The sequence below is a fragment of the Niveispirillum sp. FG156 genome (assembly GCF_057809555.1).
Genome location: NZ_JBMDKE010000023.1, coordinates 1 through 15,094, shown reverse-complemented (window position 1 = coordinate 15,094; position 15,094 = coordinate 1). Strand labels below are relative to the sequence as shown.

Annotated in this window: 10 protein-coding genes; 3 read left to right on the top strand and 7 right to left on the bottom strand. The window is 64.9% G+C overall.

Going from position 1 to position 15,094, the window contains the following annotated elements; translation table 11 throughout:
* Positions 1-48: 48 nt before the first annotated feature.
* From ACODSP_RS15600 to ACODSP_RS15585, 4 genes are all read right to left on the bottom strand, one after another.
* A complete protein-coding gene (locus ACODSP_RS15600) occupies positions 49-1,974 on the bottom strand; it encodes a DUF262 domain-containing protein (protein ID WP_488966487.1) in 1,926 nt (641 codons plus the stop codon).
* 384 nt (positions 1,975-2,358) lie between these two features.
* Positions 2,359-2,583, bottom strand: coding sequence for a type II toxin-antitoxin system Phd/YefM family antitoxin (locus ACODSP_RS15595; RefSeq protein ID WP_488966486.1), 225 nt, complete (start codon positions 2,581-2,583; stop codon positions 2,359-2,361).
* Between the two features lie 339 nt (positions 2,584-2,922).
* The gene (locus ACODSP_RS15590; RefSeq protein WP_444733870.1) at positions 2,923-3,420 is read right to left on the bottom strand and encodes a hypothetical protein; all 498 of its coding nucleotides are present in this window, start codon (positions 3,418-3,420) and stop codon (positions 2,923-2,925) included.
* Between the two features lie 293 nt (positions 3,421-3,713).
* On the bottom strand, positions 3,714-4,739 hold the full coding sequence (locus tag ACODSP_RS15585) for a zinc-dependent alcohol dehydrogenase family protein (protein WP_488966485.1): 1,026 nt from the start codon (positions 4,737-4,739) through the stop codon (positions 3,714-3,716).
* A gap of 70 nt (positions 4,740-4,809) precedes the next feature.
* Here ACODSP_RS15585 and ACODSP_RS15580 point away from each other — a divergent pair, with 70 nt between their 5' ends.
* Positions 4,810-5,709: a LysR substrate-binding domain-containing protein gene (locus ACODSP_RS15580; protein ID WP_488966484.1), complete on the top strand. Its 900-nt coding sequence runs from the start codon at positions 4,810-4,812 to the stop codon at positions 5,707-5,709.
* On the opposite strand, the gene ACODSP_RS15575 is transcribed toward ACODSP_RS15580, so the two are convergent.
* Positions 5,678-7,087, bottom strand: coding sequence for a hypothetical protein (locus ACODSP_RS15575; protein WP_488966483.1), 1,410 nt, complete (start codon positions 7,085-7,087; stop codon positions 5,678-5,680). The genes ACODSP_RS15580 and ACODSP_RS15575 overlap by 32 nt on opposite strands.
* 186 nt (positions 7,088-7,273) lie before the next feature.
* On the opposite strand from ACODSP_RS15575, the gene ACODSP_RS15570 reads away from it, so the two are divergent.
* Positions 7,274-12,160 carry an alpha-2-macroglobulin family protein gene (locus ACODSP_RS15570; RefSeq protein WP_488966482.1) on the top strand — a complete coding sequence of 1,629 codons (4,887 nt, stop codon included), beginning with the start codon at positions 7,274-7,276 and terminating at the stop codon, positions 12,158-12,160.
* 5 nt (positions 12,161-12,165) lie between these two features.
* Here the strand turns inward: ACODSP_RS15570 and rraA are convergent, their stop codons facing one another.
* Positions 12,166-12,642 carry a ribonuclease E activity regulator RraA gene (gene rraA / locus ACODSP_RS15565; RefSeq protein ID WP_488966481.1) on the bottom strand — a complete coding sequence of 159 codons (477 nt, stop codon included), beginning with the start codon at positions 12,640-12,642 and terminating at the stop codon, positions 12,166-12,168.
* A 23-nt stretch (positions 12,643-12,665) separates the two neighbouring features.
* The gene (locus ACODSP_RS15560; RefSeq protein ID WP_488966480.1) at positions 12,666-13,763 is read right to left on the bottom strand and encodes a GGDEF domain-containing protein; all 1,098 of its coding nucleotides are present in this window, start codon (positions 13,761-13,763) and stop codon (positions 12,666-12,668) included.
* A gap of 192 nt (positions 13,764-13,955) precedes the next feature.
* Between ACODSP_RS15560 and ACODSP_RS15555 the strand changes: the two genes are divergently transcribed.
* Complete coding sequence (locus ACODSP_RS15555) at positions 13,956-14,978, top strand: NADP-dependent oxidoreductase (RefSeq protein WP_488966479.1); 1,023 nt, start codon at positions 13,956-13,958, stop codon at positions 14,976-14,978.
* Positions 14,979-15,094: the final 116 nt, after the last annotated feature.

Here is a 15,094-nt window from a genome sequence, read left to right as displayed (position 1 = left end):
TATCCGTCGCAACCACTCGACAGATATCGTCAGCGTTCATGAAACGGCTTAAGGCGTGACCGTCGGGTGTGGCCAGACCCGTCTAGCCACGTCAAACAGCTTTATACCTCGGTCTATTATGGCTTCCTCATCCCACTTCGCGATATTTGATGCGGTAAAACCCTTGGTCAGCTGGAAGAGGCCATGCTCCCGCAGTGCGGCTTGCTTTTCGGCGAAAGCTCCATTTCCCATCGACGATCCGAGCGTTTGGGTATGAAGTGTGAGGTTTCCGATAGTGTGTATGAGCCGGTTTCTGCGAGCAATCTCGCCTAAGCGTCCCCCAGCAGCTTCGGCGGCGGCGGCCTGAATAGTGGCGTTGGTCCACTCCTCTCGGGATGGTTTCGTGCCATCACCCAAGGGCCAATTCAATGACCAGGACTGCGGGAGCAAATGCTCAATCGCCAAGGCTAGCGGCAATGGTGCGGGGTCCGTCTTTTTCGTTCTCAGTGCCGCTTCCAGCTCTTCCAGAATTGCGCGCAATCTAACTGTCGGCTGTATGTAATCGTACACGGCTCCTTCAAGCCACGCATACCGGAACTCAATGTCTGTAGGCCATACACCGCTTGGCCCCTGCTGGGCAAGTAGGTAGCTGCGGACTGTCTTGGCTGATGGCCCATCCTCCTTCAGCTTTCTTGTCAGGCCGAGGAAGATGTTGTTGTAGTTCTTGGTAGTCAGGTTGCAAATTGCCCGGCGGACGACGTAAGATACTATATCGTTAAACGCTTCCTCCTTCTCACCGTCTTCTAAATCGCTCACCGCAAGGGCGAGTATCGGCGGATAAGCTGTGCTGATGTCCCATGGACGAAGGCGTCGTGCGACGGCGGCCAGAGAGCCCTCACCCTTGGCCTCTACAAGCGTCCTGTAACTTGGTGCGTAGCGAAGGATATCCGCTATCTCATCTTGGACGCTCTGCGGGCCGCCGTCGTCCTCGACGAAATCCTTGTACTCCGCGAAGAGACGGATGAGGCTAACCTCCCGGCCCGTCCTCGCCGCAAGATACTGGAGTAGGAAGAACTCCAGGCGCTTGCGCGTCAGCCGACCCCGCGTCTCGTCGGCAGACCAGAAGGGCTCCTCGAAGGGCTTCCAGTGCTGTTCGTAAAGTTTCTCCGTGACGGTCTTCTCACGCGCCGCGCGGAGGAAGATGAAGTTCCGGATCAGATCGGATGCCTGAAGGGGCGTTCCGCGGTCGTTTAGTGTCTCGAATATGACCTGAGCATCGTCATCCTTCTCGAGCTGGATTTCGACCACGCGGAAGCTCCGCAGCAACGTCGTCAGCAACCCATCCAGCCTGCGCTCTGCCTCCGGCGCATCGACTGACAGCTCGTCGGACGTTTTCAAGAAGCCAGCCATATTGTCATAAAAGAAGATGTAGGCCTGCAGTAGCCGAGGTTGGGAGGTCTTCCCAACCTTTGAGAGTCGCGACTGGGCACGGGGAAAGTAGTTGAAGAACTTGAGCCTGACGTTATGCCGCGAGCCTGCGTTCAGGATAGTCAGGAAGGTTTCTCGGTCATGGAATGTCGGCCAGAGCTTGTAGACTTCTGTATCTGGATCCTTCATCTCCTCCGGGTGCTCGTTAAGAATTGAGCGCTCGATCACGCGCGCCATCTTTTCGATCTTCTGATCCCGCGCCACGTCACGCATCGCGATGAGCAATATCTGAAGTGTCGTGAGGCGCTGTTGACCATCGATGACATCGAGGATCGGCACCTCTCGTGAACTCGTCACAGCTCGCGATTCCAGGACTATGGCGCCCATGTAGTGGGGATGGCGACTTGGTCGTCCTGCGAGGTTCGCCTCAGCCTTTGTCCGCAGGTCGTCCCACAGGTTGGCCCACTGACCTTGCTCGCTCCAGACGTAGTGCCTCTGGTAGATCGGCACGCAATACCGTCGGTTGCTCGAGAATATCTGACTTACGGTTACCGTGTCTGGCTTCATGTGCCCCCCGCCATCAAGCGCTCCCGTTCATAGTGCGCATCCACCATAGTCGCGCACAGCTTAGCCTGCTAGGTTCTACGACGAGATCGGCATAGCAAAAACATGTTTTAGTGGCAAAAAGATCGCACAAAAACAAATATAAGATTATATTCGTCCTATCGAGCGCGCAACAAATCAGTCGGCATTGATATTCCCTTGTATTGGATTCCCCCTACTGGACGCGATTACGACAGGTCAGAAGACGTATCTGGATAGAATAATTATCCCCATGCTTAACACTATATTCAGGTCAATGCCTCTTCCCTCATCTGCGGATTGCGATCAATCAGGCCGTAAGTATGCGCGTCCGAGATTCTGGCGACAGGCGGCAGTGCTCCCAATCTCTCAACGTTCTGCTAATACTGTCGCGCTGCTGCTAATAGCGCAGGAAGCCAAAACCAATGTGCGGCCCGGTGCTGCACCGCTCAGACGCTGATATTCTGTATAGAACAGCAGCACAAAGGCGGGTTTGCCCCTGTCGGTAATGACGACAGGGTTCTGCGTGGCGGTGCGTTTTGCCTTGCCCAAGTGTTGGTTCAACTCTCGGCTGGATACGGTCGTGCCGGCCACCGCGCACCTCCTGCCCAATAATGTGGCCATGTTACGACATGACCTTTTAATCGCCAAGCTGGCGGGTCTTTGATCCATCTCGCCCACCCCACCCTAACCGCTGACTTCCGGGGCGGTTTCTGCTACCCTGATACCATCACCGCCATCCATGCGCCTTCCTCCCGCCGACGCCCCGTGCTGTCGGCGTGGAACGGCCATGGGTGATGAAACACCCCTTTTTTTGTGTTGCATTCCGTTGCACGGGACCGGTCGGCGTGGCGCGCCGTGCGGCCATGAAAAAAGCCCGGCGGAGTGATCCGTCGGGCTTTTCCTCAAAACAACAGGCCGGGCCGCCGGGCTTTACTTCCCCTGCTGGCTCTGCTGCTGCGGGATCAGGGCCAGGCAATTTTCGACGATGCGGTAGCATTGACCCAGACGGGCGGCCTGGCCGTCGCTGGCGCTGTTATAGACGATGCGCTGCACCACGCCGTCCTTCAGGGTGAAGGTGGCCTGACAGTCGCGGGTTTCGGTTTCCGGGTAATCGTCAAAGCCGACACCCCAGCCCCAGGGTGACCAGGGGCGGCGGTAGCCATAACCGTAACCGAAGCCAAAATGCGGGCCAGGGGCCGGCGTGGTAACCAGCCGTTCCGACGTGTAGGTGTAGTAATCGACATTGTCGACACTGGCGCTGCGCGTCGGCACGCCGGCGCAGGACAGCAGGGTCTGTTTGGGCATGCCGACAAAGGCCTGCTGGGCATAGGCGGCCTGATCGGCTTGCGGGTTGGCGCAGGCCGAAAGCCCCAGCAGCGCGCCGGCGGCAATCAGGCCCCGGATGGTCGTTTGACGGTTGAATTTCATGACCTACGCTCCTTGACGCAATCTGTCACCGGCATCATTCCCGTGCCGCCGGCCGCACCGCCCCTGTCTTCACGTTCCCTCATGCGCCGGGCGTTGCCTTCCGGCAGCTTGGGGCTGACGGCGCATGGGCGCCGGGCTGGTGGTCACCAGCCGCTTAACTGCCCAAGGGCGAACCCAGGGCAGTTAAGCCTTATACGCGGGGCCAAGGCTGAAACCTTCGCCAGAGAACAATGTTCATGCAACAAAGTGGCGGATCAAGGGCAATGTTTCAATGCGCCCTGTTGAAGCAGGGATCACGCCACGTCAATCACCAGCTTGCCCTGCGCCTTGCCATCCTCCAGCCTTGTATGGGCGGCACCAATATCGGCCAGGGTGAAGCGGGTGGGATCGACCAGGGGGCGCAGCTTGCCGGCGGTATCGGCCAGAACCTTGCCCTGGTGCGCGCGGTCGATGGCAAAGCCATGGTCGTACAGCATGGGCAGCAGCATGAAGACCACATGCAGGCTCAACCCCTTGCCATGCATGGGCGACAGGTCGGCGCTGTACCCGGCCACGATGGTCACCACCTGCCCGTTGAACCGGGCGGCGGCAAAGCTGGTGGCGATATCGCTGCCGCCGGTGGCATCTAGCACGATGTCGAAACCCTGGCCGCCCGTCAGGCGGGCGACATAGGCCTCCACCGCTTCGGTCCGGTAATTCACCACCTCGTCGGCGCCGAAGGACCGGGCCAGATCGGCCTTTTCATCGGAAGAGACGGTGGTGGTGACATGCGCGCCCTGCATTTTGGCGATCTGAATGGCGACATGGCCGACACCGCCGGCCCCGCCATGGATCAGCACCTTCTGCCCCGGCTGCACCCGTGCCCGGTCCACCAGCGCCTCCCACGCCGTCAGGGTGACCAGCGGCAGAGCGGCGGCATCCCGCAGCGACAGGCCGGCAGGGGCCGGCGCCAGCAGTTTGGCATCGGCGGCCACATACTCCGCATAGGTCCCCTGCAACCCCTTCACCCCGCCGACGCAGCCATAGACGGCCTGCCCGACGGTAAAGCCGCTGACGCCCTCGCCCAGGGCCACCACGGTGCCGGCCATGTCACAGCCCAGGATGGAGGGCAGGTCGGCGGCGATGGCGCGGCCTGTCTTGCGGATCTTGGTATCGACCGGGTTGACGCTGGCCGCGTGGATCTTGACCAGAACCTGCCCCGGCCCCGCCACGGGCGTCGGCACCTCGGCCAGTTCCAGATTGTCCACACCACCGAAATCCTTCAGCAGGACCGCCTTCATCATCATCTCCATCGGGTTGGGGCCATCGGCCCGTGTCATGACAACAAGATGGGCTTGACCTTTGAATAAGGGAAACGAATTATCTTTATGGAGATGATCAAGGATTGTGATGATGTCGGGCCGATTGACCGATCTGGATATGGATGCGCTGCGGGCCTTTGTGGCCATTGTCGATCATGATGGCTTCACGGCGGCGGCCGACCGGCTGCACCGCACGCAATCGGCCATCAGCATGAAGATCAAACGGCTGGAGGCCGCGCTGGGCCGCAGCCTGTTCGACCGCACGGGCCGGGCCATGACCCTGACGGGGGAGGGGGAGCTGCTGCTCTCCTATGCCCGCCGCCTGCTGGCCCTGAATGATGAGACGGTGGCGCGCCTGATGGCGCCCGAGGCGGCGGGGCTGGTGCGGTTCGGGGTGGCCGAATATTTCGCGCCCGAACATCTGCCCCTGCTGCTGGCCCGGTTCCGCCGCGCCCATCCGCGTGTGCGCCTGGACGTCTCGGTCGGCCTGGGCAGCGATATGGTGCAGGAGATTGCCGAGGGCCGCCTGGATGTGGTGATCGCCAAGCGCAATGAGACGGGGCCGCAGGGCCGGTTCCTGTGGCGCGAGCCCGTGGTCTGGGTGGCGTCCAGCGACTGGCGGGCGGAACCGGGGGATGCGCCGGTCCCCCTGTGCCTGCTGCCCGATCCCTGCATCTACCGGACCCGCGCCGTGGCCGCGCTGGAACGGGCGGGGCGGCCCTGGCACACGACCTATGCCAGCGGGTCCTTTATGGCGGTGCGGGCGGCGGCCCTGGCCGGGCTGGGCGTGACGTGCCTGGGCGCGGGTGCCCTGGTTCCCGGTCTGCGGGTGCTGGGTCCCGCCGATGGGTTCCCGGCGCTGGACCCGGTGGAAACGGCGGTGTTCGGAGAGGATCGGGCCAAGGATGGTCCGATCCAGCCCCTGATCGATTTCCTGGTGCGGGAAATCCAGGCGATCAGCCTGCCGCCCCTGACCGTGGCGGCGTGACGGCCCGCAGCGCCGCCACCCCCACTACCAGAGTCGCCAGCCAGACGATGCGGCTTTGATACCGGTCATGCGGGTTGGACAGGGCGCCATTGATGAAGGCATTGCCGATCAGCGCGATCAGGACGAACAGGGCCAGCGCCGCCAGATCACGCCGGCCCGTGCGAAAGCCCCAGGCGGCCACCAGAATCAGGCCAAGGCCCGACAGATGCGCTACCGGCACATGTATGAGGTTCAGCGCGTCGAACAGGTCCTGCGTCGTCTTCTGCCGCTGCTGCTTGGCCCCGGCAAAGGCCTGGTGCATCCCGTCGGCCATGAAGGCGCGGAAGATCCAGCGCGTCACCTCCTGCCATTCATCCAGCCCGTCGCCGGTCTGGACCATCAGCAACTGATCCTTGGTGGCGACCAGGGCCGTGGACAGGAAGGCGCCGGGATAGGCCCCGACAATGCCGCCCACCAGCCGCGACAGTTCCGGCGTGGCGCTGTCCCAGCCGCCGATGGCGACAAAGGGGCTCTCCTTGTGCCAGATGAAATCATCGGCGGTGGCGGGCAGGCTGTCCTTATAGGCGCAGAGCTTGATGGTCGGGTCGGGGCAATGGTCGGCCAGGTAACGCTGCGCCAAGCCATCCTGTACCAGCCGGCCGAAGATAAAGACGGGCCCACCGGGCGTGAAACCTGGCTTGCCGATCAGGGCCATGTGCAGGGTCGGCATGGCGATGACCGACAGGGCCAGCAGCGCCGCCGCCGGCCAGACGCGCGGGGCCAGACCCCAGCCACGCCAGCGGTCCAGCCCCCTGGCCGCCGCGATGGTCAGGACCAGCCCGCCAGCCAGCGCCATGGAGGACATATGCGACAGCAGGGCCAGCAGCCCGATACAAGCCACGCCCATACGCTCCACCCAGGTCAGATCATCGAAGCGGAAGGACAACAGCCAGAAGCAGAGGACCAGCAAGGGCAGCAGGATATCCGGCATCACCTGCGCCACATACCAGGACACACCCGTCAGGGCCGACAGCGCGATGGCCACCGCCCCCGTGACCTGCCGCAGCGGCCAGTCGCGGAACCCGATCCGATGCACGCGCAGCAGCAGATGGATCAGCCACAGCGTCGCCCCGGCCTGCGCCAGGATCGGCCCCCAGAAACTGAACCAGCCGCCCGAGGTGACATAGAGGAACAGGCCATAGAAGAAGGACCGGCCCGGCTCCAGGTCCCAATCCAGCACACGCTTGATGTATCCGGCCGTGTCGAAGAACACGATGGGAAAGCCGTTCCAGAGGGCGGGTCCCAGCAGCGCGAATCCGCCCAGCCAGAGGATCAGCCGGGGCCAGTCCAGCTGTGGCACGCGGCGCTGCGGCACCTGGCTGTCATCGGCGTCTGTCATGGGACCTCTGGCATGGCAAGCAATGTCGTACCCGTATGGCGCTAACATGATGGCGGGGATCAGGCAATGAAACCGAGGGGCATGGGCCTGCGGAACGGCGTCATGCCAACGACCTTGTTGCAAACTGCCTGAAAACAGCGTCCTCTGGCCGTTGTGACGCCATAATCCCGGCGTTTCATGCTATGCATGTTCCCTCCCGTCATCCGCATTCCGATCAATATGCCGCGCATTTCCGCACTGCTGTTCGCCACGGGTCTTCTCCTGGCGCCCGCCGCTCTTGCCGCGCAGGAGGGGGCACCGCCACCCGCCGCCCCGCCAAAGGCCGGGCCGGAGACGCGCCCGTTTGAGCTGACGGGGGTGGAGATAGCCGCCGAACGGGACAAGCCCCAGGCCTGTTTCGCCTTCTCCCGCCCCCTGCCGCGACCGCGTGGCCGCAGCACTGAACTGACGCGGTTCGTGACGGTGGAGCCGGCGCAAGGTGTGTCCATCGCGGTGCGCGATCAGAGCCTGTGCCTGGACGGCCTGAAACATGGCCAGCGCTATGCCGTCACCATCAATGCCGGCCTGCCGGCGGCGGGTGCCAAGGAAAAGCTGACCGACGCCATCAGCCGCGATCTGGCGGTGCCCGACCGCAAGCCCAGCCTGTCCTTCCGTGGCCAGGGCTATATCCTGCCGCGGGTGGATGCAGAGGGGCTGCCGCTGCGCGGGGTGAATGTGGAACGGGCGCGCCTGACGGTGCTGCGCCTGAATGACCGCGCCCTGGTGGAGCAGCTTTATTACGGTCGCTCCAACCAGACCATGACCGAGTTCGAGATCGGCGACGTCCTGGACCAGAAGGGCGAGCGCGTCTGGCGCGGGGAGATGGCCATCGGGGGTGAGCGTAACAAGGCCGCCCAGATCGCCTTTCCCATCGATGCCGTGATCGGTGATCTGGCGCCGGGCGTCTATGTCGCCGTGGCAGAGGATGCGGCCCTGTCCTTCCAGGCCTGGGACAAGCGCGCCACGCAATGGTTCGTCGTTTCCGACCTGGGCCTGACCAGCTTCAAGGCCGGCAACGGCCTGTATGTCTTCGCGCGCAGCCTGACTTCGGCCAAACCGCAGGCCGGTGTCGAACTGCGTCTGGTGGCCCGCGACAAGCGGGAACTGGGCCGGGCGGTCACCGGTGCCGATGGTCTGGCCCGATTCGACGCGGCCCAGGTGGGTGGCGCCAATGAGGCCGCCCCCCAGGCCCTGTTCGCTTCCACGCCCGATGGCGGATTTTCCCTGCTGGATTTCGGTGCCCCGGCGGTGGAACTGATCGGCAAGGGCGATGGCGGGCGCCTGCTGACCGGTAATGCCGACGCCTATCTGTTTCCTGAGCGCGGGGCCTATCGCCCCGGTGACCCCGTCTGGCTGACGGCCCTGCTGCGCGACGCCGATGCCAAGGCGCTGCCGGGACAGAAGCTGACCTTCAAGGTGGTGCGCCCGGATGGGCTGGAGGTGGAGCGCCGGCTGGTTGATGATGGCGGGGCCGGTGCCCATGTCTGGCGTGTGGAGTTGCCCGCCAACGCACCGTCGGGCCGCTGGACCGCGACGGCGCATCTGGACCCCAACGGCCCGCCTGTGGGCCAGACCCGGTTCAATGTGGGGGAGGTTGCCCCCGCCCGCATCGGTTTCGACCTGACCGCCGACCGCGCCCGCATCGGTGCCGATGGCAAGGTCGGGCTGACCATCGATGCCCGTTACCTGAATGGCGGGGCCGCCGGCCTGTTGCCCGGTGAGATGACGCTAACCCTGCGCCCCACCGATAGGCCGCGTCCTGGCCTGGACGGGTATCGTTTCGGTCTGGCACAGCAAAGCTTGGCACCGGAAAGGCGGGCGCTGCCCGGCTTTACCACGGGTGCCGACGGCAAGGCGGTCCTGACCTTCGACCTGGGCAAGCTGCCCGATACCAGCCGCCGGCTGGAGGCGGTGCTGCGCGCCACGCTGCATGATGTCGGTGGCCGATCGGTTGATCAGGAACTGGTCCTGCCGGTGGAGTTCCAGCCCTTCACCCTGGGTCTGAAGCCGAATTTCAGCGGTGATGCCGTGCCGGAAGGGGCGACGGTGGCCGTCGATGTCCTGGCCGTGGCCCCCGATGGGCAGAAGGTCGCCCGTAACGGCCTGACCTGGGACCTGTTCGAAGAAGAATATGATTATGAATGGTACGCCGCCGATGGCCGCTGGGAATACCGCACCATCGTGAAGGATCGCCGCCTGACGGGCGGGTCGATCAATGTCGCCGCCGGTCAGCCGGCCACCATCGAGGAACAGGTCCGCGCCGGGCGTTACCGGCTGGAAGTGTTTGATCCGGCCACGGGCATCGCCTCGTCGGTGCGTTTCTCCGCTGGCTGGTGGGTATCGGCCAAGCTGGCTGACACGCCGGACGCGGTGGAGGTGAAGGTGCAGGAACCCCTGCACAAGCCGGGTCAGAAGGTCCGCGTCTTCGTGCGACCGCCCTATGCCGGAACAGTGGCCATCGCGCTGGCCGACCGCGCCATCCGCCACACGCTGGTCAGCGAGATCGGGACGGAGGGGGCCTTCGTCGAACTGCCGCTGCCCGATGACATCACTGCCGGCGCCTATGTGCTGGCCACGTCTTTCGCACCCGCCGATGCCGGCAACCGCACGCCGCCGCGCCGGGCGCTTGGCATGGGCTGGGTTGCTGTCGATCCCGCGGACCGTTCCCTGTCGGTCGCCATCGCTGAACAGCCGGCGGTGCATCCGCGTGGGGGCGTGAAGTTGCCCGTGACGGTGACGGGGGCGGAACCGGGATCGACCATCCGCCTGCTGGTGACGGCGGTGGATGAAAGCGTGGCCCGCCTTCCGGAGACGCAGGCCGCCGATCCCGTCGGCTGGTTCCTGGGCAAGCGCCGGCTGGCCGTGGAACTGCGCGATGTCTATGGCCGTCTGGTCAATCCCGACAATGCCGCCGCATCCGCCCCCGCCAGTGGCGGCGACAAGGACAAGGGCGGCACCCGCATCACGACGGCCCCGCGCAGCGGTCCCGTAACGGCGCTGCATTCCGGCGTGGTGACGGTCGGTGCAGATGGCAAGGCAGAGGTCAATCTGGTCCTGCCCGACATGGCGGGCCGCCTGTCCCTGACTGCCGTCGCCTGGTCCGATGCCAAGGTCGGCGTGGGCAAGGGTGCCTTGGATGTGCGCGACGATATCGCCACCGACATGACCCTGCCGGGCTTCCTGGCGCCCGGCGACAGGGCGCGCATCGCCCTGAACCTGGAAAATGTGTCGGGTCCCGTGCGCGGTGCCTACAAGGTGTCGCTGTCGGCGGAAGGGCCGGTGAAGCTGGAGGGCGGCAAGGCCGAAACCAGCTTCCAGGCCCTGGCGCGGGGGCGCAAACTGTCCATCGACCGCACCCTGGTGGCGGGCGACCCCGGTTATGGCGTGCTGGTCGTCAATGTGACGGGTCCCGAAGGTTACAGCCTGACCCGCCGCTTCCCCCTCAATATCCGTCCGGCCCACGCCGTGGCGGCCACGCAGGTGCGTGGCCAGATCACCCCAGGTCAGACGGCGGCCTTGGTTGTGCCGAAGCCGGAGGGTGCCATTGCCGGTGCTTCCTGGAAGCTGGCCATGGCCAGCACCCATGACACGCTGGACGCGCTGACCCATCTGCTGCTGATTGATGCCCGGCCCTTTGGCTCGGCGGATCAGATTGCCTCGCGCCTGTTGCCGCTGCCCGGTGCCAATGATTGGCAGAAGGCGCTGGGCCTGCCGGCGGATGACAAGCTGAAGGCCAAGGCCGACGATTTGGTCGAACGGCTGATCGGGCGGCAGCGGGCCGACGGTGCCTTCTCGCTCTGGTCGCATGAAGGCCCCGCCGATCCCTGGCTGACCGCCTTCGCGCTCGACGTGCTGACCCGTGCGCGGGAGGCGGGCTTCACGGTGCCCGAAGATGGCTATCGCCGTGGCATGGACTGGCTGGTCCGCTCCATCGGCAATAGCTGGGTTGAGGATGCGGAACTGCCGGCACGCGCCTATGCGCTCTATGTCGCGGCACGAGCACGGGCCATCGACGCTACGCCGCTGCGCTTCTTCCAGGAAACGTTCCAAGCCCGCGTGCCCTCCCGTCTGGCGCGGGCCCAGATCGCCGCCGCCTTCGCCATCCTGGGCGATGGGCAGCGGGCGGGCGATATCCTCTCACGTCTGGATGATCCGCTGCCGGGCGTGTCGGGCGTGCGTGATTTCGGCAGCCCGCTGCGTGACCGCGCCGCGACGCTGGCCCTGCTGATTGCCGCCAATGCCGATCCGGCCCGCATCCAGGCGGAGGAAAACGCCTTGGCCGGCATGCTGCGCGATCCGGCCCTGGTCGCCACCCAGGAACGCGCCTGGCTGCTGCTGGCGGCACAGGCGCTGGCCACGCGCGGCCCGGCTTTGAACCTGACGGTGGATGGGCAGGCGGTGACGGGCAATAACGGCCCTCTGCTGCGCGCGCTGGCCGATGGGGCATCCCTGTCCGTCGCCAATAAGGGCGATGCGCCGGTCCGCACCCTGACCACCATCGCCGGCATCCTGTCCACCCCGGACAAGGCGGAAGCGGCAGGCGGTTTGACGCTGACCCGCCAGTTCAAGGACGGCAAGGGCCGGCCCGCCAACCTGAAGAATATCCGCGCCGGCGACCTGCTGGTCGTGGTGCTGGAGGGCAAGGCCGAACAGCCGCTGACGGGTCCGCTGCTGCTGATCGACCCGCTGCCCGCCGGTCTGGTGGTGGAGAATGTCCGGCTGGCCGGCAGCGCGCAGTTGGGCGATCTGTCCTGGCTGGGCACCCTGTCGGAGGCGGCCCTGGTGGAATTCCGCGACGACCGGTTCGTGGCTGCCCTGGACGGCATGCCCGACAGCGGCAATTTCCGTCTGGTCTATCTGGCGCGCGCCGTCACCCAGGGCAATTTCACCCTGCCATCGGCTCGCCTGGACGATCTGAACGATGGCAGCCGTTATGCCCGTACCGCTGCCGGCACCCTGACGGTGCTGCCCCCGGCCTCTGTCGCGGCGCCGCCGGCGGAAGCCGCACCGCCAGCGCCTGAAGGAACAAAGTGATCGGATTAGGCCGGGGTGGGCAGAACGACCACCCCGTCCTGATCCGCATAGACCCAGTGGCCGGGCGTGAAGGTGCAGTCGCCGAAAGCCACGGCTACATCCGCCTCTCCCGCCCCGGTCTTCGCACTTTTCAGCGGATTGGTGCCCAGGGCCTTCAGACCCAGGGGCAGAGTCGATATGGCGACGCTGTCGCGGATCACGCCGTTGACGATGATCCCGGACCAGCCATTCGTGACAGCCAGCCCCGCGATGACATCGCCCACCAGGGCCGATGCCAGCGACCCGCCGCCATCCACCACCAGCACGGCGCCATCGCCCGGCGTGGACAGGATCGATTTCAGCAGGGCATTGTCGCGGTGGCAGCGGACGGTGCGGATGGGGCCGGCAAAGCGGGCATGCCCGCCGAAACTGCGGAACTGTATGGAACAGCTGGCGATCACAGGTTCATGTGCATCGACCAGATCGGCGGTAGCGAAATCCATCGTTCGATACTCCGGTTGGGATTCTAACCCGGTCCGCCAGGACCGATCACTACACGGTCGCGGCCCTGGGCCTTGGCCTCGTACAGGGCCTTGTCGGCCATGGCCATCAGCGCCTCCATGGTTGGCGCGTCCGGCCCATGGGCGGCGATGCCCGCACTGACTGTCACGGTCACCGCATGCTCCCCGTCGCTGATCGGCGTGGCGGCCAGCAGGCTGCGCAGCCGTTCACCCAGCTGTGCCGCCGCCTCCGCCGTGGTTTCCGGCATCAGTACCACGAATTCCTCGCCTCCCACCCGCGCGAACAGGTCGGTCTGGCGCAGGTTGGCGCGGCCCAGATCGGCCAGGGTGCGCAGGACCTTGTCGCCGAACGGGTGGCCATACCGGTCATTGACGCCCTTGAAATGGTCCAGGTCCATGATCATCAGCGACAGGGGCCGGTTGAAACGCCGCGCCCGTTCCACCTCGTCGCGGGCTTCCTGTTCCAGGCGGCGGCGGTTGGCGATGCCGGTCAGCGGGTCGATATGGGCCTGTTCCTCCAGCCGCAGTTCCAGCTGAAACCCGTATCGGGCGGTGCGTTCCAGGGCCAAGGCCAGGATGCCCGACGCAAACACCCCGGTCCCGACAAAGGCGATGACGTTGAACAGGGCGAACCCTTCCACCCCTTTCAGCAGCAGCAGCGCCACCACCACGGCAAAGCCGGGAAGGTTCAGCAGCGGCACCTGCCGCGCCCGCGTCACCACCACCGCCGATACGGTGGGAAACAGGGCCAGCCCCGCTGGTCCGTAAAGGAAACCATCCTGCAACAGGAACTGTGTCAGGGCGATGGAGACGGTGCCCGCCGATACGGCCAGCATGCCAAGCCAGCGCAGTTCCCGTGGTGTCGTTCGGGTGCGCAGCAATTTCCAGGCGCATGCCATCATGATGACGGCGCCCGTGCTGCGGATGAACAGACAAGCCAGGAATTGCGTAGGGTCCAGCAGCCAGTCCCATGCCAGAAAACTGAACATCGCCAGACCGCCGATAGCCACCGGCGCCAGCAGGGCATCGTTCAGACGCGAGGCGCGCCAGACGTCGAAACGGCGTTCTGTCGCCTCGTCAAAAGTCGGTAAAAGAAAACCCATCCCCCCACCCGGCCCGTCTTTGCGGGCTTCTCACTGTTTCCTGGGTCCGATGATGTTGCGCCAACACCATGGGGATGACAACCCGTCACGGTTGCTGATTTTAGAACGATCGGACGAAAACGCACTTGAGTCGAACAAGCGTTTGAACGATGCTGTTCGTCAATCATCGACAAATCTTCTGGGGAGATATCCATGTCCACCGCCATCAACCGCCATTGGCTGCTGCTGGACCGTCCCAAGGGCGGCAATTTCAGCGAGGTTCTGTCCCTGCGCGAGGCACCGGCGCCCGACGCTGGCGAGGGGCAGATCCGGGTCCGCACCGTCTATCTGTCGCTGGACCCGACCAATGCGGTCTGGATGCAGTATGACAGCTACCTGCCGGCGGTCCCGCTGAACACCACCATGCGCGGTCTGGTGCTGGGCGTGGTGGATCAGTCCAACCACGCCAAGTTCAAGGTCGGTGACATCGTTACCGGCATGGGTAGCTGGGCCGATTATACCGTTGCCGACGGGTCGTCCTTTGGCCGCGTGCCGAACATTCCGGGTCTGCCGCTGCTGGCCTATATGGGGCCGCTGGGCATGACGGGGGCCACGGCCTATTTCGGCCTGCTGGATATCGGCAAGCCGAAGGAGGGGGAGACGGTTGTCGTTTCCGCCGCCGCGGGTGCCGTCGGCTCCCTGGTCGGGCAGATTGCCAAGCTGAGGGGCTGCCGCGCGGTCGGCATCGCCGGGTCCGCCGACAAGTGCAACTGGCTGACAGGCGAACTGGGTTATGACGCTGCCGTGAACTACAAGGAGAAGGGCTGGCAGAAGGCCTTGAAGAACGCCGTGCCCGATGGCGTCGACATCTATTTCGAGAATGTGGGCGGCGAGATCACCGAGGCTGCGCTGAGCCTGCTGAACGTCAGGGGCCGTATCCCCTTCTGCGGCGCCATCAGCCAGTATAACTCCACCGAGCTGCCGCCGGGCCCGCGCAACCTGTCCGTCCTGGTCAGCCGCCGCGCGCGGATGGAGGGCTTCCTGGTCCTGGATTACGCGCCTCGTATGGCGGAAATGTACGCCGAAATGGGCCCCTGGCTGGCCGCTGGCCAGATCAAGTGGAAGGTGGAACTGGACCAGGGCCTGGAAAATACCCTGACCAGTTTTAACAAGCTGTTCACGGGCGGCAATACCGGCAAGCTGGCGGTGAAGGTATCGGACGAGCCGACGCGGTAAGGGACGGGGAACGGGTTGCCCTCACCCTCCCACGCCTTCCGGCGCGGGCCCCTCCCTCTCCCACCTTCGTGGGCGAGGGGCGGAGATTGGCCGAGAGCCTGTTCCGCCCCTCGCCC

Excerpts from the sequence above, each read along its gene's own strand:
- ACODSP_RS15600 (WP_488966487.1), bottom strand. The coding sequence starts at position 1,974 with ATGAAGCCAGACACGGTAACCGTAAGTCAGATATTCTCGAGCAACCGA.
- ACODSP_RS15590 (WP_444733870.1), bottom strand. The coding sequence starts at position 3,420 with ATGAAATTCAACCGTCAAACGACCATCCGGGGCCTGATTGCCGCCGGC.
- ACODSP_RS15585 (WP_488966485.1), bottom strand. The coding sequence starts at position 4,739 with ATGACACGGGCCGATGGCCCCAACCCGATGGAGATGATGATGAAGGCG.
- ACODSP_RS15580 (WP_488966484.1), top strand. The coding sequence starts at position 4,810 with ATGATGTCGGGCCGATTGACCGATCTGGATATGGATGCGCTGCGGGCC.
- ACODSP_RS15575 (WP_488966483.1), bottom strand. The coding sequence starts at position 7,087 with ATGACAGACGCCGATGACAGCCAGGTGCCGCAGCGCCGCGTGCCACAG.
- ACODSP_RS15570 (WP_488966482.1), top strand. The coding sequence starts at position 7,274 with ATGTTCCCTCCCGTCATCCGCATTCCGATCAATATGCCGCGCATTTCC.
- rraA (WP_488966481.1), bottom strand. The coding sequence starts at position 12,642 with ATGGATTTCGCTACCGCCGATCTGGTCGATGCACATGAACCTGTGATC.
- ACODSP_RS15560 (WP_488966480.1), bottom strand. The coding sequence starts at position 13,763 with ATGGGTTTTCTTTTACCGACTTTTGACGAGGCGACAGAACGCCGTTTC.
- ACODSP_RS15555 (WP_488966479.1), top strand. The coding sequence starts at position 13,956 with ATGTCCACCGCCATCAACCGCCATTGGCTGCTGCTGGACCGTCCCAAG.